Annotated in this window: 23 protein-coding genes; 5 read left to right on the top strand and 18 right to left on the bottom strand. The window is 35.8% G+C overall.

Annotation, left to right across the window (positions count from 1 at the left end; translation table 11 throughout):
- Positions 1-106: 106 nt before the first annotated feature.
- Positions 107-1,216 carry a glucosaminidase domain-containing protein gene (locus CS063_RS05025; protein ID WP_099448600.1) on the top strand — a complete coding sequence of 370 codons (1,110 nt, stop codon included), beginning with the start codon at positions 107-109 and terminating at the stop codon, positions 1,214-1,216.
- Positions 1,217-1,221: 5 nt separating this feature from the next.
- Here CS063_RS05025 and CS063_RS05020 read toward each other — a convergent pair whose 3' ends face one another.
- Positions 1,222-2,052: a helix-turn-helix transcriptional regulator gene (locus tag CS063_RS05020; protein WP_180270692.1), complete on the bottom strand. Its 831-nt coding sequence runs from the start codon at positions 2,050-2,052 to the stop codon at positions 1,222-1,224.
- Positions 2,053-2,216: 164 nt separating this feature from the next.
- Between CS063_RS05020 and CS063_RS05015 the strand changes: the two genes are divergently transcribed.
- Positions 2,217-3,614 carry an MATE family efflux transporter gene (locus CS063_RS05015; protein WP_099448598.1) on the top strand — a complete coding sequence of 466 codons (1,398 nt, stop codon included), beginning with the start codon at positions 2,217-2,219 and terminating at the stop codon, positions 3,612-3,614.
- A 55-nt stretch (positions 3,615-3,669) separates the two neighbouring features.
- Here CS063_RS05015 and CS063_RS05010 read toward each other — a convergent pair whose 3' ends face one another.
- Positions 3,670-4,653 (bottom strand): D-isomer specific 2-hydroxyacid dehydrogenase family protein, encoded by a 984-nt coding sequence (locus CS063_RS05010; protein WP_099448597.1) that lies wholly within the window; start codon positions 4,651-4,653, stop codon positions 3,670-3,672.
- 147 nt (positions 4,654-4,800) lie between these two features.
- On the opposite strand from CS063_RS05010, the gene CS063_RS05005 reads away from it, so the two are divergent.
- The 3 genes from CS063_RS05005 to CS063_RS04995 all read left to right on the top strand — a co-directional run bounded on the left by CS063_RS05005 (position 4,801) and on the right by CS063_RS04995 (position 6,666).
- Positions 4,801-5,334, top strand: coding sequence for a cupin domain-containing protein (locus CS063_RS05005; RefSeq protein WP_180270691.1), 534 nt, complete (start codon positions 4,801-4,803; stop codon positions 5,332-5,334).
- A 175-nt stretch (positions 5,335-5,509) separates the two neighbouring features.
- Complete coding sequence (locus tag CS063_RS05000; RefSeq protein WP_099448595.1) at positions 5,510-6,103, top strand: chromate transporter; 594 nt, start codon at positions 5,510-5,512, stop codon at positions 6,101-6,103.
- 2 nt (positions 6,104-6,105) lie between these two features.
- Positions 6,106-6,666, top strand: a complete 561-nt coding sequence (locus tag CS063_RS04995) for a chromate transporter (protein WP_099448594.1) — start codon at positions 6,106-6,108, stop codon at positions 6,664-6,666.
- A 9-nt stretch (positions 6,667-6,675) separates the two neighbouring features.
- Here CS063_RS04995 and CS063_RS04990 read toward each other — a convergent pair whose 3' ends face one another.
- From CS063_RS04990 to hcp, 16 genes are all read right to left on the bottom strand, one after another.
- Complete coding sequence (locus tag CS063_RS04990; protein WP_099448593.1) at positions 6,676-7,554, bottom strand: LysR family transcriptional regulator; 879 nt, start codon at positions 7,552-7,554, stop codon at positions 6,676-6,678.
- Between the two features lie 92 nt (positions 7,555-7,646).
- On the bottom strand, positions 7,647-9,245 hold the full coding sequence (locus tag CS063_RS04985) for an amidohydrolase (RefSeq protein WP_099448592.1): 1,599 nt from the start codon (positions 9,243-9,245) through the stop codon (positions 7,647-7,649).
- A 167-nt stretch (positions 9,246-9,412) separates the two neighbouring features.
- Entirely contained in the window at positions 9,413-10,894 is a 1,482-nt protein-coding gene (xylB, locus tag CS063_RS04980) for a xylulokinase (RefSeq protein ID WP_099448591.1), read from the bottom strand.
- 24 nt (positions 10,895-10,918) lie between these two features.
- Entirely contained in the window at positions 10,919-11,590 is a 672-nt protein-coding gene (locus CS063_RS04975) for a fructose-6-phosphate aldolase (protein ID WP_099448590.1), read from the bottom strand.
- Between the two features lie 198 nt (positions 11,591-11,788).
- Complete coding sequence (locus tag CS063_RS04970) at positions 11,789-12,559, bottom strand: DeoR/GlpR family DNA-binding transcription regulator (RefSeq protein WP_099448589.1); 771 nt, start codon at positions 12,557-12,559, stop codon at positions 11,789-11,791.
- Between the two features lie 200 nt (positions 12,560-12,759).
- On the bottom strand, positions 12,760-15,399 hold the full coding sequence (locus tag CS063_RS04965) for a translation factor GTPase family protein (protein ID WP_099448720.1): 2,640 nt from the start codon (positions 15,397-15,399) through the stop codon (positions 12,760-12,762).
- 332 nt (positions 15,400-15,731) lie between these two features.
- Positions 15,732-16,343 carry a nucleotidyltransferase family protein gene (locus CS063_RS04960; RefSeq protein WP_099448588.1) on the bottom strand — a complete coding sequence of 204 codons (612 nt, stop codon included), beginning with the start codon at positions 16,341-16,343 and terminating at the stop codon, positions 15,732-15,734.
- Positions 16,340-18,619: a xanthine dehydrogenase family protein molybdopterin-binding subunit gene (locus CS063_RS04955; protein ID WP_099448587.1), complete on the bottom strand. Its 2,280-nt coding sequence runs from the start codon at positions 18,617-18,619 to the stop codon at positions 16,340-16,342. Before CS063_RS04955 ends, CS063_RS04960 begins: the two co-directional genes overlap by 4 nt.
- 1 nt (position 18,620) lies before the next feature.
- Positions 18,621-19,073, bottom strand: coding sequence for a (2Fe-2S)-binding protein (locus tag CS063_RS04950; protein WP_099448586.1), 453 nt, complete (start codon positions 19,071-19,073; stop codon positions 18,621-18,623).
- A gap of 59 nt (positions 19,074-19,132) precedes the next feature.
- A complete protein-coding gene (locus tag CS063_RS04945; RefSeq protein WP_099448585.1) occupies positions 19,133-19,909 on the bottom strand; it encodes an FAD binding domain-containing protein in 777 nt (258 codons plus the stop codon).
- 13 nt (positions 19,910-19,922) lie between these two features.
- Positions 19,923-20,720 carry an ABC transporter ATP-binding protein gene (locus tag CS063_RS04940; RefSeq protein WP_099448584.1) on the bottom strand — a complete coding sequence of 266 codons (798 nt, stop codon included), beginning with the start codon at positions 20,718-20,720 and terminating at the stop codon, positions 19,923-19,925.
- Complete coding sequence (locus CS063_RS04935) at positions 20,717-21,718, bottom strand: FecCD family ABC transporter permease (RefSeq protein ID WP_099448583.1); 1,002 nt, start codon at positions 21,716-21,718, stop codon at positions 20,717-20,719. The genes CS063_RS04940 and CS063_RS04935 overlap by 4 nt, the downstream gene beginning before the upstream one ends.
- Entirely contained in the window at positions 21,715-22,794 is a 1,080-nt protein-coding gene (locus CS063_RS04930; protein ID WP_099448582.1) for an ABC transporter substrate-binding protein, read from the bottom strand. The genes CS063_RS04935 and CS063_RS04930 overlap by 4 nt, the downstream gene beginning before the upstream one ends.
- A complete protein-coding gene (locus CS063_RS04925; protein ID WP_099448581.1) occupies positions 22,787-23,320 on the bottom strand; it encodes a nucleoside-triphosphatase in 534 nt (177 codons plus the stop codon). Before CS063_RS04925 ends, CS063_RS04930 begins: the two co-directional genes overlap by 8 nt.
- A 230-nt stretch (positions 23,321-23,550) precedes the next feature.
- Positions 23,551-24,282: a ZIP family metal transporter gene (locus tag CS063_RS04920; RefSeq protein ID WP_099448719.1), complete on the bottom strand. Its 732-nt coding sequence runs from the start codon at positions 24,280-24,282 to the stop codon at positions 23,551-23,553.
- Positions 24,283-24,496: 214 nt separating this feature from the next.
- Positions 24,497-26,149: a hydroxylamine reductase gene (gene hcp, locus CS063_RS04915; protein ID WP_099448580.1), complete on the bottom strand. Its 1,653-nt coding sequence runs from the start codon at positions 26,147-26,149 to the stop codon at positions 24,497-24,499.
- Positions 26,150-26,358: the final 209 nt, after the last annotated feature.

Raw genomic sequence — 26,358 nt, 5'->3', positions numbered from 1 at the left:
TTCTATATTTCCCTATTTTTTACAATTCTTCATTTACATTTTTTCTAAAATTGTATAAAATAAAGATACTTTAAGCAAACTAAGACTTATGAAAAGGAGAATGAAAATGAACGTTTTAGAAACCTTGCAAACCAAGGAACTGATTACTGACGACCAAATTCATATCCTAAAAACGTCTATTCGTCAAAAATATCCCTATATCTCCTCTCATGATTCTGCTTGTCTCTTTGCCAAAGCTGTCCACGAACTCCTAAATCAAAATCTTAAAGCCTTTAATAAAGAGGAGTGTCAACGTATTAAAAGAGCTGTGCTTGAGCAAGCAATTACTAGAGATGCTTTTTCTATTAACTACTTGGACATCTTTAAAGTATGTTCTATTTTGCAAGAGGAAAATCCCCTCTTATTAACCCCTATTGCTACTTGGCTAAGTGCCCATCATCCAAAGGCACTGTCAATGAACGAGGTGCAAAATCTTTTAACAGAGCTTACACCTTCTAGGCAGCTTACTCCATCTATAGCTTCTACTAGGCAAACTTCTTATCTACCTCTTTTTATGGAGTTGGTTCGTAAGGTCTGGACTTACTTGAAAACGCATAAAGTCTTGATGCTTCAGAGTGTCACCCTTATCTTTCTTACCTGCACCTTATCTTATTCTTTATACCGTAGCCATGAAGAAAAGCAGCTCTATATAGAAACGATGGAAACCCTAGCGATCCAGCCATTAGCTCCCCCTATCCGTACTGAAAGCAATGAGGAGACTCCTTCTTTAGAGAGTCCATTGCAGCCTGAGCTCCGTTATAAAGACATTGATGAACTTGCACTTACTAATTGGCTTACCAACAAACAATCTCTCCTTGCCAAAACACCTTACTTTGATAGTATCATGGCTGTAGCAGAGGAGTTTAATATCAATCCCTTGCTTCTTTTTGCCATTACAGGTCAAGAACAAGGCTTTGTACCAGTTGATCATCATAAAGCCTCTACTATTGCCAATAACCCCTTTAATGTTTATGGAAGCTGGCAAGACTTCAATACCAATATTACAGATACGTCCCGTATTGCAGCGCGTACTATCTTAAATCTTAGTAAAGATTGTCCACCTGATGAAGATCCTATCAAATGGCTCAATCGCAAATATGCAGAAGATCCTAATTGGCATATTGGTGTTTCTCAAATACTGACACAACTTGAAGAAGTAGCTGGTCAATCTAAGTAGGGCTCTTAAAGAGCCCCTTTATTTTGTCTATATTTATAGGGTGATATCCCTTTTAGTTTTTTAAACACATCTCCAAAATAGTTGCTATCTGAAAAACCACAGGCAAGGGCAATGTCTGTAATGGAAGCCTTGGTTTCTAGCAATAAATGAGAAGCTTCCTTTATGCGTACTTGCCCTATATACTCCTTGAATCCAAACCCCGTTACTTTTTTAAATTTCTTTGAAAAATAAGTTGGACTCATATGCACACGTTCAGCTATTTCTTCTAATGTGAGGGCATCCTCATAATGCTCACAAATGTATTTTGCAGCTTCTTGCATCTTAACATCAACCACATCTTTCACTACATCTTCTTTTTTTTGGAAAGCCTGGCATCTCATTAAAAAAACAAGTAGTTCATAGAAGTGATTACGCTGAAGCATCTCTGAAAACCTATCATGCAGCTCTCCTTCATAAGTTATCTTATCTAAAAGCTCTTCTACATACTTCTTTCTCCCTATAGGGATGGCTAAATGTGCAGTCGTCAAAGCGCTCAAGCTTCCTTCCTTTCCAATATTTTTAAATAAAGGTTCCAAAAAGCAATCTGTAAAATTAATAACTATACGTTCATGAGGTCCATCTCCAATAAAAGTTGTACGATGTAATTCTCCCTTATCAATAATAAGTATATCTCCCTTATCTACTGTGTAAAGTGTATGATTTATAAACATTTTTCTCTTACCTGAAAGAAGATAGTAAATTTCATAATAAGGATGCACATGGGCTGTAGACATCTTAAAAAAAGGCTCCCTTTTAATTCTGTCCATAAAAAAGCTTTGATTTTCCTTCATTAACATCTCTTCACCCCTTTCTCTATTTATTATACAATGTATGGCAAAAAAACAGTAGTGTCTTCTTAAATCCATAGGAAATTCGTAGTACTCCCTTTCTTTTTGTTATATCCTTTAAAAGTAACTACATTGAGAATACCTTTAGGGTATCTTTTAGAAAGGACTTGACTATGAAAACTCCCGAAGCCAACTTGTCTCAAAAAGATCAACAATTTCGTGTTTTTGCCTTAACTGGAAATATGTGGCGCGTTCTCTTACACGTTTGTATGCCTCTTGCACTTTATCAAAGCCTAAACCAGCTTTTCAAAATTTTAGATACTATGATGGCAGCTTCTATCAATGCAGAAGCTGTTTCTGCCGTTGCTTATTTATCACAAATCAATCTAACCCTCTCTGCTATCGGAGGAGGCTTAGCTGTTGGTGCCAGCTTAAAAATTAGTGAGGCCTATGGCGCTGGTAATTATGCCTTGGTTAAGGCAAGAGTGAGCAGTCTCTTTGGTTTATGTGGCTTGCTCAGCGTTATTATTTTGCTATTACTGCCCTTTACGCCTTCTTTTTTAGCCTTTGCTAAAACACCACCTGAACTTATTGCTATTGGTACTTCTTATTTTATTGTTGAACTTATTAGTATGGTTATTAGCTTCTTTAATAATGTTTATATCGCTATTGAACGAGCAAGAGGAAATTCAAAACGCATTCTTTATCTTAATTTCCTTGCTATTTTATTTAAGCTTGCTCTTACAGCCTATTTTGTCTATTTTTTAAATACAGGTATCACTATGATTGCTGTAGCTACAGTGCTTTCTCAACTCCTTATTCTAATAGCTGCCCTTGTTAATTTACGTGAGAAAAACAATGCTTTTAGCTTTTCTTTTAAGGAGATTACCTTTAAAGGTCCTGTTACATGGCCTATGCTAACACTTTCTTTTCCAGTTATCGTAGAAAAAGTAGCTTTTTCCTTAGGAAAGGTAGTTGTCAATTCTATGAGTAGCCACTATGGCACACTTACAGTAGGTGCTTTAGGTATCTCTAACAATTTAGGTGGGATTACTACTAATCCTCAAAATGGCTTTCAAGAGGGAGCAGCAGCTGTAATTAGCCAAAATCTAGGAGCAGGACAGCCTAAAAGAGCCTTAGAAGCTTTCTGGAAACTCCTTGTTCTTAATATCCTCTTAGGCATAATAGGCCAGTTTTTAACACTCAACTTTCTTGCCCCACTTAGTATGTTGTTTGCAGGTTCAGATAGTGAATTCGCTTACCTTATTGCTAAAATTTACCGTTATGAAGCATTAGGTTGTATCCCATTAGGGATTAATGCTGCTGTTATGGCGCTACTCTATGGCTTTGGCTACACTAAACTCACCTTGCTTATTAACTTTTGTCGTGTGTTTATCTTTCGTATTCCTGTTTTATGGTATTTACAAAACTATACCCTACTTGGAAGTGAGAGTGTCGGTGTTGTCATGATGATTAGTAATATACTTACCGGTGCTTTTGCTCTAGTAATTGCTCTTTTAGTTATTATTAAGCTCAAGAAATCGTTAACTTTTACCCCTTTGCCCCTTTAATATTTGACTAAAAATGTCCCTTCGTAACCAAGAAAGTCACGAAGGGACATTTTTACTAAACAACCTGCCAAGGATTTTCCTTTCCTTGTTCCATATAATAGCAAGACTGTAAAGAATGCAAAACCATATCACTAATAGCTTGATCCGTATAAAAAGCCATATGAGGTGTTACTACTACATTAGGAAAGCCTCTGAGTATAAAAAGTTCTCTGTTTTCTACTCTATTATCTTTTAAGTCATAATAATATAAATTAAATTCATTTTCTATCACATCTAAACCCACTGCACCTATTTTCCCATTTTCTAAAGCTTCAATAAGAGCCGTTGAATCAATAAGGGCACCTCGTGCAGTATTGATAATCACTACTTGATCCTTCATTTTTGCTAAACTTTCTTTATTAATTAAGTGATAGTTATCCTTATTTAAATCCATATGTAAAGAAAGTAAATCACATTCTTTATAAAGTGTCTCTAAATCCACATAATCTGCATATTTTTTAGCTTCATCATTAGGGTAAGCATCATAAGCATAGAGCTTACATCCAAAACCGCTTAGATACTGTAAAACCTTTGTTCCAATTTTGCCTGTTCCTAATATGCCAACAGTAAATTGAGAAAGTTCTCTTCCTTGGATGCCTTTTAGTGAAAAATCATTTATCATTGCTCTTTCCATAATGCGTTTCATTTTACGAATAGCCATAAGCATGAGCATAATCGTATAATCAGCGACTCCATGTGGTGAATAAGTGACATTACTTATGTGCATCCCCACTTCTTTGGCACGCTTAATATTCACATGATCATATCCAATGGTACGAGTAGAAATCATCTTTACTCCTAATTCATAAAATTTATCTATGAGAGCGCCATCAATAGGTGTCGTAATAATACTTATATAAGGATAGCCTTCCGCTAAATGAGCATTTTCTAAAGTAGGTGCCTCTCTTGAAATCCCTAATTCAATCCCATATTCTTTAGCATATTTCTGAAAAAATATCTCTTCATCAAAATCTCTATAACTATATACAAATACTTTCATGTTCTTTCCCTCCTTTTTCCTATCTATCATACTACAACCTCTCTAAGTGTTACAACATTTATGAATGTTTATATTATTCCTTTATCACCCTATTTGAAGCCCCCACATATACTAGTAATATATTGCTTATATAAAAGGAGAAAATACATGAATTTTAATCGCAGGCCTTCTACTCAATCCACACCCAACATAACTGGTACACGTACTCAAGGCTACAAAATACCTATCTCTCCCCGAAACAGTCAATCTGCTTCACCTATAACACAGCAGTTAAAAGACTATGGGGCTTATCCTTTTGTTGTAAATATTGATAAAGTAACTGAAGCCAATCAAAATTTCCGTACTACTTTATGGACGGGAAAACACTTACAACTTACCTTAATGAGTCTGCTACCGGGTGAAGAAATTGGCTTAGAAATGCATGAGAATGTAGATCAGTTTTTTCGAATAGAAAAAGGAAAAGCTATTATCATGATGGGAGATAATAGCAGCACTCCTAATTTTCAACAAACTGTATTTGATGATGATGCCTTCATTGTACCAGCAGGTACTTGGCATAATGTAGTAAATATAGGTGTTACCCCCCTTAAGCTTTATACAATCTATGCACCACCCCAGCATCCTTTTGGTACGATCCATCCAACTAAAGCAGATGCACAAGCAGCTGAAAAAAATAAATAAGGAAATAACTAAAGAGGATTTCGAAATGGAATCCTCTTTAGTTATTTCCTTATTTATTTGCTTTTAGTAAAATAAGTTGATAGTTTTTACCTATCAACTCTATAATATATATATGTTTTACTTATCAATCAAAATAGACTATGATAACTATAGAAATATCTTTGGGAGGTAAACAATGAAAAATTCAACAACTGATAAAAATATTTTATGGAAACTCTTTCACGCTACTTTTACATTAAGTGCTTTTACCTTTGGTGGTGGGTTTGTTATTGTTTCTTTAATGAAAAAGAAATTTGTAGAAGAGCTAGGTTGGTTTCAAGAAGAGGAAATGTTAGATATCACAGCTATTGCCCAATCTTCTCCTGGTCCTATTCCTATTAACGCCTCTGTCATTATTGGTTACCGTATGCATGGTCTATTAGGGGCATTAGTTGCCATTTTAGGGACATCCCTTCCCCCTATGATTATCATTTCTATTATTTCTGTTTTCTATCAACAATTTAGAGAAAACACCGTCATTGCAACAGCTTTGCAAGTCATGCGAGCAGGTGTAGCAGCCGTTATCTTTGATGTGGTTCTTAATCTTGCCAAAAATGTGATTCATACACGAAGATTCGTTTATATCTCCGTCATGCTTATTGCCTTTATTTTAACTTTCTTTATGGATGTTAGTGCGATGCTTATCATCTTAGCTTGTCTTGCCATTGGAATCATTGAATTATTATTGGATTTAAATGCAAAAAAAGAAACTACAGGAAGTGAGGGATAAACATGCTCCTTAAATTATTTTTTAGTTTTATACAAGTAGGCTTATTCAGTGTAGGAGGAGGCTATGCTGCTATCCCCTTAATTCAAGACCAAATCGTCAATACCCTCCAGCTTATGACACTGGCTGAATTTACAGATTTAATCACCATTGCTGAAATGACCCCTGGACCTATTTCTATTAATTCAGCTACTTTTGTGGGAACAAGGATTGCTGGTATACCTGGTGCCATTATCTGCACCCTTGGTTGTATACTACCTGCCTTTATTATTTGTTTAACTTTAGCCTTTTTCTATTATAAATATCGACAATTTTCAGGTGTACAAAAAGTACTTGCTGCACTTCGTCCTGCTGTTGTCGCTTTAATTGCTTCTGCTGGTATGGCCATTCTTCTTTTAGCCTTATTTAATGGTGGACTATCTGATATTTCAAGCTCCAATTTCCGTGGTATTGAATGTCTGCTCTTTGTAACTGGCCTATATTGCTTACGTCGATTTAAAGTAAATGCTATTGCCATTATTTTTGGAAGTGGTGTCATTGGCACTTTGCTCTATACTTTTATTTAAATTTATTTTCTATTTAATCATTCTTTTAATCAGTTCTATAAACTGATTAAGCTGAGGAGATATAAACTTGTCTTTATGGTAGATAAGTTGTATCTCTCTTGTTACTTGAATCCCTTTAACAGGAATAACCTTTAGGAGCCCCTCCTGTATCTCTTTTTGAATAATAAGTTTTGACAAAATAGCCAATCCTTTGCCTCCTATTACAGCTTTTTTAATAGGCTCTATATTAGAACTACTCCATTTATGCTCTAATCTAATATTATGCTCTATTAGCAAAAGTTCATATTGGTTTCTAAGGGTGCTACCATCTTCTCTTGCAATATAATTTTCTCCTTCTAATTCAGTTAAGTGAATTTCCTCTCTAGTGTAAAAAGGATGCCCTTTCCCTACCACAATGACCAGTTCATCCATTTGCAATTGACTTCTCATTAAGTCCGTGCTTTGCACTACACCCTCTACAATAGCTAAATCCAACTCACTCACTAGCAGCCTTTTTTCTATATATTCCGTATTGTTAATAACAACACGCAAATCCAATCCTGGAATTAACTTCTCAGCCTCTGACATCAGAGGTTCAAAAAAGCAACTTCCCACGGAGACACTTCCTCCTAGTCGTATTCTTGCTTTACTTCCTACAAACTTCATCGCTAAGTCTAGATTTTCAAAATCTTCTACAATATGCCGAGCATAGCTTAGAAGCTGCTTTCCACTTACTGTTAAATAAATTTTTTGTGCTAATCGCTCAAATAATTTAACTCCATAATACTGTTCAAGCTCCGCAATGGCTTGACTTACAGTAGGCTGAGAAATATATAAAAGCTCTGCTGCCTTACGCATCTTTCCACATTCTGCAACTGTTATAAATATTTTCAAATGCCTAATTGTCATTGGCTTTCCCCCTTTTTCACCTTCTCAGTAGACCTCTTTTACTAGCGTATTTTAACCCCTAATAAATCTTCCCCTTGTTTTAAAGCCTCTCTTTACACTTCACGCCTATAAATGGTTTCTCCTTCTTTAATGGTTTCAAGGACTTGAATATTTTTAATTTCTGCCGGAGCTACTTTTAAGATATTTTTGTCAACGATTACTAAATCAGCTAATTTCCCTTCTTTAATCGTTCCCTTCCTATCCTCTTCAAAGTATTGATAAGCTACATTACAGGTTACTGCTTTCAGCGCATCTAATGGACTTATTTTTTCATGAGCTCCTAATACAATGCCCTTTTGTGTGAGTCTATTTACAGCACACCATATGGTCTCTAACATATTCGGCTCAATAACAGGTGAATCTTGATGGAAGGTATAGCGTATTCCTTTTTCTAAGGCTGATTGGGCAGGACTGATTCGACTTGCTCTCTCTTTTGTAAAATTTTTAATATGAATATCTCCCCAGTGATAAATATGAGAAATAAAAAAGGAAGGAAGCATATCAAGGGCTTTTACTCTTTCCAATTGATCAAGATCAAGTAATTGTGCATGAATCATCACAGCTCTAATATCCTTATTGGAAGGATTTTTTTCTTTAGCTTTTGCATATTGCATGATATATTGTTCACAAGCTGCATCACCATTACAATGAACAAGTATTTGCATATTATCCTTTAATGCACGTTCTAACTTCTTTTCAATTTGTTCATCCTTTTGTGTCCCATAACCATAATAATCCTTTTGCTTACCTACATAAGGAGTACGCATCCACGCAGTACGCCCCTGTGGTGAGCCATCTAAAAAGGTTTTATAACCTCCTATTTTAAAATGATGTGTATAATTCCGTAAACAATTTGCAAACTTTTCTTTTAAAATTTCAACTTTTGATATATCTATATAACCAATAAGATCTATCTTTAACAGATTGGATTGCATTAAATAGTGATAACTTGATACCAGCTGCTCACTTAAGAAACCTTCCTGAGCTGTTGTAATACCATAGCTTGCATAAGCATTTTGTGCCTTCCTCATACTTTCTAGCATTTCTTCGTTAGATACCATAGGAAGTTGTTGGACAGCATGTATATATGCCGTTTCTTCCATATACCCTGTCAGTTGGCCTTCCTTTTTTTCAATTATTCCACCTTCTGGATTGGGCGTTTCAGGTGTAATCCCTAATTCGTTTAAAGCAAGCGTGTTAAAGACACCCATATGACCTGATTTATGTTTAGCAAGAACTGGATTATGGGGTGCTGCTTCATCTAAAAGCTGACGTGTAGGATGTGCTTTTTCATCTAAAAAATGGGGATCATAGCCTTCTGCTTGTACCCATTTACCTGGCGAGATATGATTTTTTTCTATAAACTCCTTAATCGCATCGGCTATTTCAGCAAAGCTTACCATTTCCCTAAGATTTACTTGGTTAAAAGAAATAGCATAGCCAGAAAAATGACTATGTGCATCCATAAAAGAAGGCATTATTGTTTTACCCTCTAAATCGACCTGTTCAACCTCCTTACTCGCTACTTTTAGTAGTTCTTCCTTTGAGCCCACCTTATAGATCTTTCCTTCCTTGATCAGTAGGGCCTCTACATATAAATTTTCTTCCAATGTGAGTATATCTCCATTAAAATAAAGCTTTTCTTTTGCCACCTTATTTGCTCCTTCTATGTCTCTTTTATTCACTCTATTAATTAGTGTGTGCAGTATAGGGAAAAATATGAAATTCTCTCTTTTTCATATATAGAGACATAAAAAGCCAAGGATTTCTCCTCGGCTAATAAAATAATAAAAGGTAACGCTAAGACAAATGCTTCTCTTTATTCAAACATCTCAAATAAAGGCTTAAGGGCTTCATATCCTGTATCAAAAATCTTCTTTGATTTTTCATAGACCTTTTGATTTTCTGAATGGGGTAAGTATTCCTTATTCAACTGAAGAAAGCGTGTCACCTCTTCAAAATCTTTATAAACACCTACCCCTACACCTGCAATCATCGCTGCTGCAATAGAAGTTGCTTCTTCTACATAATTAGGCGTTTGAAGCTTTGCATTAAAAATATCCGATAAAATTTGACAGATGATATCACCTTTGGCGCCTCCACCTGTAAGAATCAGTGTGTTAACGGAAAGGTATTTACGATAAGCCTTTAAAATTAATTCTAGGTTGTAACCTACTCCTTCAATGACTGCACGTATATAATCTTCCTCTTCATGGTGCATTTTTATACCTAAAAATGCACCACTTGTCTGCTCATTCCAACGTGGACTACGTTCACCCAACATATAAGGAAGAAAGATTAGCCCCTTGGCTCCTGCCGGTGAACTCACTATCTTCTCATTTAATTCTGCATAGGACTTATTCTTTCCCATTACTTTTCGAATATAGGCATAGGCACTACCAGCTGCTTGCATCGTCCCACAGGGCATATAATGTCCAGGGATAACATGTGCAAAACAGAAAAATATCTTATCCTCATCTAAGCACTTTTGAGTAGTTGTTCCACCAATCCATGCAGAAGTACCAAAAGTAGCAAACAATTGATTTTCCTGTATACATCCAGCTCCAACTGCGGCACAAGGCCCATCTCCACCTCCACAAACTACTGGAGTTCCTTCACATAAGCCTGTTTCTAAAGCTGCTGCTCTTGTTATTTTTCCTATAATATCTGTGGCGCTATGTAATTCTGGTAATAGCTCTTTTTTGATACCTGCCGCCTCTAATATCTCATCTGACCATTGAAGCTTTTCTAAATCTAGCGCCTGAGTACCAGAGGCATCCGAGTAATCCGTTACGAATCGCCCTGTCAATCGGAACAAGATATAGTCTTTTGCTTGTAAAGATTTATAAGCTTTCTGATAAACCTCGGACTCATTTTCCTTTAACCACATTAATTTTTCAAGTGTATAGCTCGGACTTAGACGATGACCAGTCATCTCATACATTTTATCAAAACCGATTTCTCTTTCTAAATGCTTAGTCTGTTTTATCGCTCTCTGATCTGCCCATATAAGAGAAGGTCGCAATGGTAGCCCCTCTTTATCTACCAAAAGACAACCTTGCATCTGTGCAGAGAAGGAAATCGCTACAACCTCTGTAGGAGTGATCTCCCGCATCACAGTTTTTGTAGCCTCACATACTGCCTTCCACCAGTCATTAGGATTCTGCTCTGCACAGTTTTTTCCAAAGAAATGAACAGCATAAGGAATAGTGCAGCTTGTTACAAGCTTGCCATCTATTGTAAAGAGTGTTGCCTTATTACCAGATGTTCCCAGATCATGTGCAATAATATAATGCCCCATACAAAGCCCCCTCTTCATTGTTTTTTAAAGTTCAAAAATACGTTTACCACCATATGTTTTTTCCCAGTCTGCTGTAAAACCTGTAATTGCTGCATCAATCATTGGATTTTCAACCATTTGTGAATAAAGCTCTGGTGTAGCTGTAACTGCCTCAGCCCCTGCCATTAAGGCATCCATAATCTGTTGTGTATTTTTAAAGCTTGCTGCTAAAATCTTTGTTGAGCAATGATGCAGTTTAAATAAATGGGCTATCTCACTTACTACATTTTTACCTTCCACATTCATATTACTTATACGATTAAAATAAGGTGCTACATAATCTGCTCCTACTGAAGCCGCTATCATAGCTTGCTGAGGCATATAAATGGCAGTTGCCGTAATTTTATATCCTTGCTCTTTCAATCGTTTCATCGTTTCAATACCTACTTCATTTGTAGGTACCTTCATATACGTTTCTTTCCCTAGCTTGCGACTAATAGCCTCGGCTTCTTTTAGCATGTCTTCACTTGTATTTCCTGTTAACTGTACATGTAACTGCTTATGTCCAATAAGTTCTCTAATGGCTTCAAGAAGTGGGAAAAAATCACCTTTCTCACGTGCAAGAATTGTTGGATTAGAGGTCACCCCTGTAATATGATAAATCTTATGATACCTTCTGATATCCTCTAAATGTGCAGTGTCCAATAAAATCTCCATTATCTCAGCTCCTTTTAAAAATAAATCCTTGTAAAGTAAATTATTTTTTAAAACTTTCGTTCGAAATATAAGAATATTACTTTTATAAATAAATTATATTTCGTTATATTTTAATTGTCAATTAAAATTTCCAAACAAAAAAAGAACTTTTTCTTTTTAACTCTTAATAAAGAAAAAGTTCTTTTTACATTTTATCATTTATTTTTCATTTAAAGGAATAGTTATTAACTTTACCTGCGAATTTTCAAGTTCCTTTTGTATCTCTTTTGGGATACCCGAGTCTGTAATTAAGCAGTGGGTTTCACCTAATGTAAATAAAGGCACAACACCACGTCGTAAAAATTTTTCTGATTCTGTAACGACTACTACTTGTTCTGCACTCTCAGCCATATTGCGGACTGTATCCATCACCAAATGGTCAGTACTTGTAAATCCATTCCCCAATAGGTAACCATCTGTTCCCGTAAAAAGTTTATTAACATGAAATAAACGTGCTCCCATCTTGGCAACGGGTCCCACTACTGCTTGTGCTTCTTCAAGATAGTCTCCACCTAGCAATACCAAATTAACATGGGGGTTTTTACCAATATAATCCATCATAAATACTGAGTTGGTTATTATCGTTACCTTCTTCTTTGTCCTACTAATTTCTTCAGCAACTAAAATACAGCAAGACCCCCCCTCCATCATAATTGTTTCCCCATCAGAAACCAAGGAAGCAGCTTTTTTTGCTAAACGACACTTTAGCGCATAATGTCTAGCTAGGCGCTGATATATCCCTTTTTCCTTTACTAAAAAGGCAAATCCCTGCTCCCTTTTAAGAAGCCCTCTTTTTTCTAGTTCACTTAAATCTTTTCGCATAGTAACTAGAGAGACATGACATTTTCTTGCCAGTTCAGTTACTTCCAGTTTTTCATATAGGCTTAATACCTCTAAAATTTCTGATTGTCTCTCTTCAACTTTTCCCATAATTCCTCCCATAACATCACTTATTACTATTTTTTGTTTTTACAGTTATAACCATTTTGTGGCTTAACTTTTTGATCTTCTTTGATTTGAAGTTTTGCTTCATTAGGTGTTAAGCTTGCAAAGCCTTTTTCTTTTGCCATCCTATAACCTCCCATCTTTAATTTTTAGTTAGTATGAAGGTAAATAAGAAATCCTATACATTAAAATGGCTTCTCTATCTGCTGTTTTATTTCATCAGGTACTATCTCACTTAAATAATTGCGTTCTATTATTTGCTTCTCCTGATAGGCCTGCATCATCCTTTTATGAGCTCCTTCTATTTCCTCCTTTAGTTCTCTAGCAGAAAACAAACTACATCCTTGCCCTCTAATAATAACTTGTTCTAATCCATCCGATGTTGCCACTGTTACATGATATTTTGCCTTATGGTCATGTACAAATCTTTCAATATACTGATCTGCTGTTTGTGCTTCTTTGGTATAGACTATATGGATGTTATAATAATCAATTATTTCCACACGGTGTCCTTGCACACGGTAGGCATCGAATACAACAATAACTTGACATTTACGAATACCTTGATAATTACATAAATACTCTAATAATTTTATTCGAGCACCATCCATGTTTTCATTAGCAAGCTCTTTTAGCTCAGGCCATGCAAAAATAATATTATAACCATCTATAAGAAGATATTCTTCCTTTTTCTCTCGATTTTGCTTTGCTACATAGCTAGTAGGTTCGTAATAGCTTTCACGAGCTGTTTTACGTTTCTTCCATACAGATTTTGCTCCTTGATTAGCATAAAAAGTTTTATTTATAATTTGATCTATTTCATCTAACCCTATCCACTTCTCTTCTAACAGTCCTTCTTGATATTTGGCTGTTTGATCTACTCTCTCTTCTTGCCCTTGCTTTAAATAGCTTTCAATATGCATATAGTCTTTTACTTTATCCCAGCTCACTAAAAAGCCACTGCCCTGTGTGCAAAATACGGAACCTGTGGGATTTTCTATATCTCTTTCAGAATCATATCCTATACGCTCTCTCACTTCTTCTGTATTATGACAGGGTTCATATCCTTTTAATGTACAAAATAATCTTCCTTGCCCTTTGGTATAAGCTACTACCTCTTTTTGATAGTTTCTCATGGTAACAACAGGTGCACTCCCAACGAGAGTGATGAACTCACCTTCTGTCTTTAAAATTTCACATGTGCCATGCATCTTTTCAATATCAGTCATCGCACGTCCTACCATTTTTTCGGGTACCTCTAACTGAAAGCCATAATAGGGTTCTAACAAAATGGATTCTGCTTGTTTTAAACCTTGACGTACTGCACGGTAAGTCGCCTCTCTAAAGTCCCCACCCTCTGTATGCTTTTTATGGGCCCTTCCTGAAACAAGAGTTATTCTCATATCTGTAATAGGGGAACCCGTAAGTACACCTTTATGAACTTTTTCTTCTAAATGAGTTTGAATAAGCCTTTGCCAATTTTTTTCTAACAAATCTTCGCTACATTCAAGGGCAAACTGGAGACCACTTCCAAGTTCACCAGGTTCCAACAACAAGTGAACTTCTGCATAATGCCTTAATGGTTCAAAGTGTCCTACACCCTCGACTGTATGAGCTATGGTCTCTTTATAGACAATTTTCCCCTCACCAAATGTAACACACGTACTAAAACGGCTTTCTATAAGGTTCTGTAAAATTTCAATTTGCACTTCTCCCATAATTTGGGCTTGAATTTCCTGTAACTGTTCATCCCAAACAATGCGTAGCTGCGGGTCCTCTTCTTCTAGTTGTCGTAACTTAGGGAGCATAAGTCTTGGATCATGACCCTCTGGAAGTATAATCTGATAAGATAATACAGGCTCTAATAGAGGCTCAAAGCAGGCACTCTCTATACCTAAGCTCTCTCCTGGTCTCGTTTGAGTAAGCCCTGTTACTGCACATATAGAACCTGCTTCGACTTCACTTACAGTCTCAAATTTCTGCCCCGAATAAAGGCGAATCTGAGTTACTTTTTCTTCCCAATTAGAATGGGATAAAATATCTCTTACCTTAAGTTTTCCTCCTATGAGTTTCATATAGGTTAAGCGGTTACCTTGCTCATCTCTAGCTATTTTAAATACCTTGGCTCCAAAAGCTTCTGGATAAGAAGGGCTACTTGTATACTTTTCAATGCCTTGTATAAAATTTTCAACACCTTCTAACTTCAAAGCTGAACCAAAATAGCAAGGAAATACCTGGCGCCTCTTAATGGCTTTGACAATGTGCAACCTATCCATATGCTCTGTTGCCAAATAAGCTTCCATAAGTTCTTCATCACACATAGCTAATTGCTCACTAAAAACAGCTGTATCCTCTTGTTCAAATTCTATACACCTATCATCTAGAGATTCCTTTAGTTCTTTCATTAATTTTTCTTTATGGGTTCCCTGCTGATCCATTTTATTAATAAATACAAAAACAGGTATTTGATACCTGGCAAGAAGTCGCCACAATGTTTGAGTATGTCCTTGCACACCATCTGCACCATTGATCACTAAAATCGCATAATCTAATACTTGAAGTGTTCTCTCCATTTCAGCCGCGAAGTCTATGTGACCTGGTGTATCCAGTAAAGTTATTTGCATTCCTGCTACTTCCAGTATTGCCTGTTTAGAAAAAATGGTAATACCCCTTGCTCTTTCTAAATCATAGGTATCTAGGTAGGCATCTTTATTATCTACTCTTCCAAGCTTACGAATCTTACCACTTAGATAAAGTATACTTTCTGACAAAGTTGTCTTACCGGCATCTACATGTGCTAATATTCCAATGACTAATTTTTTCATACGCTCTTTCAAATCCTTCATTTATGTTATCTATTTCTCATCATATGAGTAACCTCGATTACTATCGCTTGTCTCTTATTACTATCATACCAGTAAGTTGCCCATCTGACAAAGCAAAAATAACCTCTCTTCTTTAGTTATTTTTATTTTCGTTAAGAACTCAGTTTTTTATATCCATAACCTATTCTAACACTGGCATTAATGACTGTTTGATTGATTCCTTTCTACTCTTTACAAAAAGGACTTTCAGGCTTTGAAATTTATAATAAAACTTCAAAACCTGAAAGTCCTCCTTAACAACATTTCTTTAAATTTATGAATATAATTAATATTTAATCTATTTGATTCATTTGAAGCAGTTGATTAAAATCTAGCTGCGTGTCAATATCAAACAGTTCCTTGTGATGGTCTATCTCATACCCAATCACACGCTCTTTATGTCTAGCTATAAGCTGTTTTCCTCCTTCATCCCCACTTAGTCCCATAAGTTCTTCTTTATAGGTCTTAGCAAAGATAACAGGATTGCCCCTTTCTCCTTCATAAACTGGACAGAGTATGGCTGTTTCTTTTGCCTCTAGGGTTTTATACATACCTATCATATTTTCTATTGTTTCTCCTCCTATAAGGGGAGCATCTCCTACAAAAAACATATAAGCATCACAAGGCTGACTTACCTTAACCCCTAATTTAATGGATTCACTGATGCCTCTTTGTGGATTGTTATTTTTTATAAATTTGATGATGCCCTTTATGCTTCTAGCACTACTTACTAAACTAAGAATTTCATCATACTGTGATACGATAATCACTTCATAAAAATCTTGTCTTATTACCTTGTCAATAACATGCATAATAAGTGGTTTTTCTTCATATAAGGCAAGAAGTTTATTTCCTTTAAAACGCTTACTAAACCCAGAAGCTAAAATAATAGCAGTTATTTTCATTGCTTCAGCATACCCATAACAATTTTTTCAGGTGTAATAGGTAATTCCCTAACTGCAACACCTGTTCCATTAAATACAGCATGCGCTAAGGCCGGCGAAGGTGTATTAATAACAACTTCTCCTATGGACTTCGCACCAAATGGTCCTGTTGGTTCATAACTGCTTTCAAAGGCTACACGTATTTTTCCTACATCTAAACGTGATGGGATTTTATACTGCATAAAGGAGTTATTCATCATTTTTCCTTGTGCATTATACTGAATATCTTCATAAAGGGCCATACCGATTCCTTGTACAATACCACCTTCAGCTTGAATTCTAGCTAAAGACGTATTAATCACAGTACCACAGTCTACTACCCCTACATAATCAATGATTTCCATTTCACCTGTTTCTGTATCGATTTCAAGCTCTACAAAACCAGTCATAAAGGGTGGTGGTGAAGTTGGACTGGAATGAGATTTCGTAGCTGATAAATATTCACTCATATTACCGACTACTTGCCCTTCCCCTAATTCTTTAAGGGTTAACACTTTATTTCCATCTGATGTTTCAAATTGTTCTCCTGTAAAAATAATTTCTTCTTTTGAAACCTCCAATACCTTAGCTGCTGCCTTAATCATTTTTTCTTTTAAGGCTTCACACGTATTAATAACTGCTTGACCAGTTAAGTAAGTGGTACTAGAAGCATAGGATCCGGCATCAAATGGTGAGATATCTGTATCCACACCTGTTACAACAATTTTATCCATCTCACAATCTAAACATTCTGCTGCAATTTGAGCAAGGATAGTGTCACAACCTGTTCCCATATCTGTTGCACCAATCATAAGGGTATAAAAACCATCATCTCCAAGTCTAATTTCTACTGCTGCTACGTCAATATTAGCAATAGCTGAACCTTGCATGGTCATCGCCATACCCACTGAGCGCACTTTATTTTTACCTACTTGTTTATAAGGGTATTTCTCATCCCAACCAATGAGCTCTTTTCCTTTTAAAAGACATTCTTTAAGTGCTGTACTTTCCAGCCTATTATCATAATAAGCAGGCATCACTTCGCCTTCTTGTGCAATATTCTTTAAACGCAGTTCAACAGGATCTATACCGAGTTTACTTGCCAACTCATTCATAATACTTTCTAAAGCAAAAATCCCTTGTGTTGCCCCATAACCTCTAAAAGCACCGGCTGACATAGTATTGCTATAAACCACATCATAACTAAATTTAAAGGCCTTTGCTTTATTATAGAGAGGTATGGTCTTATGTCCTGAAAGCCCCACTACAGTAGAAGCATGCTCTCCATAAGCTCCTGTATTGGATAAAGTATAAAGGTCAATAGCTTTAATATTACCTTCCTTATCACTTCCTACTTTAACACGTATTTGCATTTCATGACGGCTTGTAGAGGCTTTAAAAGTTTCTTCTCTTGTAAAGATCATAGCCGCAGGCTTGCCTGTTTTTTGAGTGACAAAGGCTGGGTAAATTTCTGAAACCATGGTTTGTTTCGCTCCAAAGCCACCGCCAATCCTTGGCTTAATGACACGCACCTTTGTTTTAGAAAGTCCTAAAGCTCTTGCTACATGTCGTCTGACATGGAAAGGAATTTGAGTACTAGATACTAAAGTAAGTCTTCCATTATGGTCTAAATAACTATACGTTCTAAAAGTCTCCATCATGGCTTGTGCATTGGCTTTCGTATGATAAACATTTTCAACAATTACATCACTTTCAGCAAAGGCTGCTTCTAAATCCCCATATACCATACTTTCGGAAGCACATAGATTACGCATTCTATCTCCGCCTATTGGGAAATTGTTATGATAATCTTCTTCTGGATGAATAACTATTGGGTGATCTAAGGCCTTAGTAAAATCAAGAACAGGTTCGAATACTTCATACTCTACTTTAATGAGCTTAAATGCTTTACTAATAGCTTCCTCACTTTCCCCCGCTACAATAGCTACTACATCTCCCACATAACGTACATATTCTTCTAATATATAACGGTCATATGGACTTGGCTCTGGATAAGACTGACCTGCCATAGTAAAACGTATACGTGGTACATCTTCATAAGTATAAACTGCTTCTATACCTGGCACCTTAAGTGCAATGGCTTTATTAATACTTTTTATTCTAGCATAAGCATGTGGACTTCTTAATACTTTAACCACGAGGCATTCTTTAGGCAACATATCTGCTGTATAGACTGGTTTTCCTGTTACAAGAGCTGTAGCATCTATTTTCTTTACATCTTTACTTATATATCTCATTTTATGCTTCCTCCTGCAAATAAGCTTGAATGGCACGCAGTTGCCCCATATACCCTGTGCATCTACATAAGTTGCCCGCCAAATATGCTTTGATATCCTGTTCACCAGGATTTTTAAGTTCTCGCTTCATGGCTAATACATTCATAATAAATCCTGGACTACAAAAACCACATTGCTCTGCACCTTCCTTAGCTAAAAAATCACCAAAAACGCGTGCTTCTTCTTCTAATCCCTCTAAAGTGGTCACTTTTTTTCCATGAGCTCTTACTGCTAATACAGCACAGGATAACACAGGTACTCCCTCTAGCCAAACTGTACAAAGCCCACAGTTTGTCGTTTCACATCCTCTTTTTACACTGTAATACCCTTTTGAACGTATATAGTCAATTAGCATCAGGTCTGCTGCTACTTCATCTTCATAAAGCTTCTCATTAATCCATACCCTTATTTTCATTTATCTACCATCCTTACCTCTGTATGATTTATAATCTAAATCGTTTTTCTATTACTAGGTTAAATAAGTTCCTCTAAGCCTCTTCTCACTAATACTTTTGCTAAATGCATGCGATAATCTTTGCTAGCTCTTATATTCGTCCCAAAGTTAAGCTCTCTTACAACAGCTTCTGCAACTTCATCTATTTCACATCCATCTTGAAGCTTTTTCATCCCGCTGTATGCAAGTTTTGCTTTTGATGGTCTAGCACCTACTACAATTTTATAGTGATGGTCTGTCTTACTGATACAAACTGTTAAATTAGGAAAATCTGTGGCTGTCTGACGTTGACATTTATACACAGCTTTTAGGTTTTGTTTCCTTAAAATAAGTTTGACTAAAAGATCTTTCTTAGGAGGTAATTTCATAAATTTTTCTAAAGACATAATGCCTGCCCCGTACAGCTCAACCTTTACATCTAAAGCTAATAAAACTGTTAGAGGATCTGAAAAGCCAAAACGTGAAAAAACACTTCCCCCAATAGTTGCTGTATTTCTAAACTGTGTCCCTACAATATGAGAAAAGGCTTCTTTAAAGAGAGGACCAAAATAGGCTTCTAATACCTTGCTTTCTTCCATTTGTCTCAGGCTAGTCATGGCACCAATTTCAATGACATCTTCTTTTTCTTCAATTTGATTGAGTCCAAGCTGAGATAAATCAATAGCCACAGGCACCCTTTTGTTTTGCATTCTAAGCCACATCATGCCACCTAGAATGCTATTGTTCTTTCCACTTACCAGCTTGTTATAAGCTTCTTCTAAGCTATTTGCTACAAAATACTCCTTAATTGTAATCATATCTACTTCTCCTCTACTTCTGACGATATAAAATACTACTTTCTATGTCTTGATTAAACTCTACCTCTTCCCCATAAGCTTTCTTTAAAAGCTTAATAAGTACTCTTTTAGCCTCTTTTCTATCTTTATCTCCCTCTTCAGTGAGACAAACTACTCCAAGCATTTGCTTATGATGAAGGATAACAATCCGGTCTGCATACTGTAAAGCCAGATTCGGATCATGAATGGCTATTAAAATGGCTTTATTAGCCTGCTCCTTGACCTTCTTTAAGGTATGTAAAAATTCATGCTGGCGTTTAAAATCTAGATAAGCAGTCGGTTCATCTAATAGCATTACACTTGCCTTTTGCATAAGTGCCCTAGCTAGGTAAACCATTTGTCTTTCTCCACCACTTATCTGACTAAGCCGGCTTGCTTTGAGATAACTAAGATTTAAAGCATTTAAAACTTTCTCTACTTCCTCATCATCACTTCTCCTAGGTGTCTGCCAAAAATCTAAATAAGGTGTAATGCCCATTAAAATAAAATCACTTACTGTATAGGATAAGTCATATGCCATCTGTTGTGGCATATAGGCTAGGTTTTGGGCACGCTCCTTAGGTTTCATCTTACTAATAGGTGTATTATTCAAAAAGATGTCTCCTTGAACCACTGGTAAAAGACCAGCTATAGCCTTGATAAGTGTTGTCTTTCCTATTCCATTCAGCCCTAAAACTGCCACAAGTTCACCTTGTTTGATATGTAAACTAAAATCCTCTATAACTACATTTGATCCACGTTTTAGTTTGATATTTTTTATATAAAGACTCATTGCTCTGCCCTGCCTCTTTGATACAATAAATGTGTTAAGAAAGGAGCACCTACAAAGGTGGTTAACACACTTACTGGGATTTCTGCTGCATACAAAGATCTAGCTAATGTGTCTGCCACTAATAATAAAATGGCTCCTATACATAAACTCATAGGCATTTCTTTCTCTAAATTATTACCCACTAAAAGTTTAACAATATGTGGTGCCACTAAGCCAATCCAACTAATCACACCTGCTACTGATACAACAGCTGCTACAAGCAGTGTGACTGCACCAATGGCTATTATTCTAATAGACTTCACATTCACACCTAAAGTGGCAGCTTCTTCATCTCCTAATGTTAAAACCTTAAGAGGCCATCTCAGTATAAATAAAGTAACAATACCTACGCCTATACTAGGCCATATGAGTCCAAATCTTTCCCAGTTTGCTTTATAAAAACCTCCCATCAACCAAAATTCTATAGTAGGAAGTTGTTTATAAGGATCTGCCCCATACTTAAGAAGCATGGTAATGGCTGAAGCAACAGAACTTATAACAATGCCTGCAATAACAAGTCCTAATAACTTATTAGCCTTACTCATCCTTGCCATAATAAGTGCAAGGATAACAGCTACAATACCTCCACAAAAAGCCATCATTTGAAGCGCATGAGGAAACCGTGGAAAAAATAAAATAGCTAAAATAGCTCCCACACCGCATCCTGAACTAACACCTAGTACATCTGGAGACACCAAAGGATTTTGAAATAAACCTTGGTAAATGGTACCAGCCAAAGATAATGCACCTCCACTAAGTATTACAATAACTATACGCGGCAAACGAATTTGCATGATTAAGGTATAAAGAGAAGAGGTGGTATCTCTTCCCAATAGCACCTCTCCTAATTCTTCAAGTGACATAGGATATCTTCCTATCATAAGTGCCATACCGCTTAAAGCTAAAAGTATACCTATTGCAACTAATAACTTCCGCTTATATGGGCACCTCTGAATCATAGTCCCATATCCTCCTGTGTAATCTCGATATCATAAAATGTCTTATAAAAATCTTGTGCATCCTTTGTATAAGCTTCTACTGAATAAAGCTCTGGGTGAAGCTTTTGTGTGAGCCACAATATGCCTAAAATAGATGATGGTGTTGGATAATCCCAAGCTTCTAATACAGAAGGGAAGGTATACACTCTCTCTTCTTTAATAGCACTCACTGATGTTAGCTGTGCATCGCCCGTTAATTCACTCTTATCATAGCTTGCGTAATTCACATTAAATATAAATTCTGGATCCCATGCTAAGATTTGTTCAGCTGATACATTCGCCCAATAACCATCTGTTAACTCTTCAGATACATTTTGACCACCTGCAAGATGAATTAAATCATTTTGATACATATTAGCTGTACAAGTGGTAAAAGCACTTGAACCACCTGACATATAAACGCGAGGTCTTTCCTCTAGCCCTTCAGTTAATTGACGTATTTCACCTATTTTTTCTTCATAGTAACTTAAAAGGGCTCCTGCTCTTTCTTCTTCCCCAATAGCTTTTCCAATTAAGGTAATACACTCTAAAAATTGATCCATACTTTCTGGTTCTACAACGATAATAGGTATATTTAACGCTTCAAATTGTTCTACAAATTCTTCTAAACGGTAAGGTAAGATGACAAGGTCTGGTTTAAGGGCAAGTGTTTCTTCTACACTAATACTCTTACTTGTCCCCACACCTGGTAATTCTAAAAATTCTGGTGCTGCCTTTTTATAAATTTCACGTGTATCTGCTTTCATTTCAAGCCCTACTACTTTATCTTCTGCACCAAGTGCAATCAGTAAGGAGGATGAAATATAATAAGATGATACAATACGATTTATTTCTCTTGGAAATTCTACTGTTCGCCCTAATTGATCAACTACTGTAACTGTTGCTTCGTTTTGCTCTGGCTTACTACTTGCTTGTACATTTTCTATAGGAGCTGATGCTTGCGACTCATCTGTAGATGTATTATTATTAGCACAACCTACTAGACTTGTTCCTATAATTACTAAACTTAATAGTAAACTTACAATTTTTTTAGACATTATTTAAAATCCTCTCTACTTCTTCTTTTATTTTTATATGTACATCAAGTGCATTCTGATGATTTAATATTAAAATCAGTGTATCTTGTCGTTTTTTAATGGCTTCTAACAAAGGAACCTGAACTTGTTGTAAGACACCTAGCACCAGTTTGTTACTATCTAACACTTGCCATACTTGGTGATTAAATCTTGTAGCCATCCTTTCTAATCGTCCTAATTCATCCATTAGTATAATAGACCCAGAGTCTTCCAAACTCTTTCTTAATACCTCAACACCTAACGACTCAAAAGTCTCTGTTACTGGCATGCAGTTTGTTTCACTGGTCTGAATAGATATGGGCATACCATTTCTATACTCCTTCGTTTCTACTCGACCTTTTAAGTAAAATCCCATACGCTGATTTTCTATTTCATACGGCAATGTTTGAAAACCACTTACTTGAAACTTCATTTCTTTAATCAACTTATTGATGAGTGTTGATTTACCGATTTGTTTCTCTCCCGTAATAAATATATTTTTAATCATCTCCTTATACCTCTATAGGTTTCTCACCTCATGTTTATTTTTCCACGAATTATAATAGCATATTTTATATATTGATGTAAATTTTTATCAAAATTTACTATTTTCTGTATTATAACAAAAACATAGAATGTTGATAATTAACAGCATTCACTTTTTTAAAAAGAGCCTTTAGGTATTGAAATTTTATTATAAATTTCAATACCTAAAGGCTCTTTTTAAAAATACAAAACTTATCCTAAAGCTACGTCAAGTAGCATCATTAATGCAAATCCAAGTGCCACACCAATGGTACCTATATTACTATGCTCTCCAGCTTGTGCTTCTGGAATAAGCTCTTCTACTACAACATAAATCATGGCTCCTGCTGCAAATGAAAGGATATAAGGAAGGATTGGCGTAACCAGTGATGTAAGAAGAATCGTTACCACTGCACCAACAGGTTCCACAACTCCCGATAGAAAACCATATTGGAAAGCCTTCTTTTTTGATAATCCACTACTCACCAGTGGCATAGATATAATGGCACCTTCAGGAAAGTTTTGAATAGCAATACCTATTGCTAATGCAAAGGCACCTGCTGCTGAAATAACAGTTGAACCACTGAGCATACCTGCTAATACTACACCAACTGCCATCCCTTCAGGAATATTATGCAAAGTTACTGCTAGCACTAACATAAAAGATTTTCCTAGTTTACTAGGTCTGCCTTCAGGTGCTTCTGAAGCAAAATGAAGATGCGGAATAAGCGTGTCTAGTAGGAGTAAAAAACCAATACCTAGCAAAAAACCAACTACAGCTGGAACCCATGCAATCTTACCATCTGCTTCTGCCATATCAATTGCTGGTATTAGGAGTGACCAAACAGATGCTGCAATCATCACTCCAGATGCAAAGCCAAGTAAGGCCTTTTGCAAACGTGATTTCATTTCACCTTTCATAAAAAACACCATTGCCGCACCCATAGTTGTACCAAATAACGGTATCAAAACACCGATTATAACCTTTATTATAGCATTCAAAGCTCTCACATCCTATTCCTAAATAATTAAGTAATTTTTCTAAGCTAATTCTATACTAAAATCAAAAATTTTTCAATCAACTACCTACTCTTCTATGTAATAAACAAAAATTTTTAGCCTCTCTTTAGCTGAAGAGAAGCTAAAAATTTTTACATCATTAATTCAATTGTTGAAGAGCATTTTTCAAATCCTCTTCCGGTGTACTAATAGGTTTTATATCAAAGGTATCTACTAAATATTGTAAAACATTAGGAGATATAAATGCTGGTAAGCTAGGTCCTAAATATATTCCTTTTATTCCAAGAGACAATAATGCCAATAAATCAGCAACAGCTTTTTGCTCATACCAAGAAAGTACAATAGTTAGTGGCAACGAATTTACATCTGTATCAAAAGCATCTGCAAGAGCAGTAGCTATCCTAACAGCTGAATAAGCATCATTACACTGACCTATATCTAATAATCTTGGTAATCCAGCTACTGTTCCAAATTCTAACTTATTAAATCGATATTTGCCACAAGCTAATGTGAGAATAACACAATCTTCAGGAACCATTTTTGCAAAATCCGTATAATAATTTCTTCCTGGTCTCGCCCCATCACATCCACCTATTAAGAAGAAATGCCTTATTTTTCCTTCTTTAACTGCATTAACAATGGCTTCAGCATGAGATAACGTGGCATGATGCCCAAATCCAACAAGTATTTCCTTTTCCTCTTCATCTTCTTTAAATCCACCTAATGCTAATGCCTTATTAATTATTTCACTAAAATCCTTTGTACCATCTTCTAAAGTATCAATATGTTTTATACCATCCCAACCTACAACACTTGTTGAAAACAGTCTATCTTTATAGGTTTCTCTTGGTCTCATTAAACAATTAGTCGTCATTAAAATACATCCTGGAATACTATCAAACTCACTTTGTTGATTTTGCCATGCAGAACCAAAGTTACCTACTAAATGCTTGTATTTTTTTAATTCAGGATACCCATGTGCTGGGAGCATTTCGCCATGGGTGTAAATATTAATTCCTTTACCTTCTGTTTGCTCTAAAAGCATTTCTAGGTCTCTTAAATCATGTCCAGATACTATAATAAATGGACCTTTTTTTATATTTACATTTACCTTATGAGGTGAAGGATTTTTGTATTGACTTGTATTGGCTTCATCTAAGAGCTGCATTACTTGTACACTCATATCTCCTATCCTCATAGTCATACGTATCATATCCTCTAGGCTTAGATTATCATTTGTAGTAGCTTCCAAACCTAAGAAATAAATAGTATCTACTTGGTCATTGCTATAGTGAATAAACCTTGCTTGATGTCCATAAGCAGCTATGCCTTTTAATCCATATAATACAGTTGACCTTAAGGAGCGAATATCTGCATTCAAACTCTGATCATACATAATCCCTGCTTTTACTGAATCCTTTAACATAGCCTCTTTCGTTTCACTTAGATTATAGGTAGCCTCATTCGGGTACTGTCTCTTTGGTGCTAGGTTTCTTAAATGCTCTTTTATGTTTTGTGATTCCTTCAATAATCTCACATGAACCTCTGCATCAAAGTTCACATTGGTTAATGTGGTAAATAAACTATTTTCTACAAACTTCACGATCTCCTTATCGATGCTTTTGCCTTGCTCAATCAAAGGCTTTGCATAACAAGAGATACCCTTTAATTGATAAATGAGTAAATCCTGTAGATTTGCTATCTCCGGAGTTTTGCCACATACACCACTTTTGGTACAACCTTTTCCTCCTACAGTTTGTTCGCACTGATAACAAAACATTGCATTTTCCATAAATGTGTTCTCCTACTCTCTATTAATTTATTATGCAGTTTCTCCTAATTCCATCAAATCTATCCTCTATTTTTCTAGCAACTCTTTATTTGTAAATAACTATAAACTTAGAATAATTTTATTATTTTAAATATTTAAAATTAATTTATTGACTTTTATATCTTAAGTGCTATATGCTTTTAATAGATTCTATTGTTGGATTTGTGATA

The sequence above is a fragment of the Sporanaerobium hydrogeniformans genome, assembly GCF_002735925.1.
In the GTDB taxonomy this organism is placed as follows: Bacteria; Bacillota; Clostridia; order Lachnospirales; family Cellulosilyticaceae; genus Sporanaerobium; species Sporanaerobium hydrogeniformans.
Note: the sequence above shows the minus strand (reverse complement) of the source record. Positions and strands in the feature narration are given on the sequence as shown.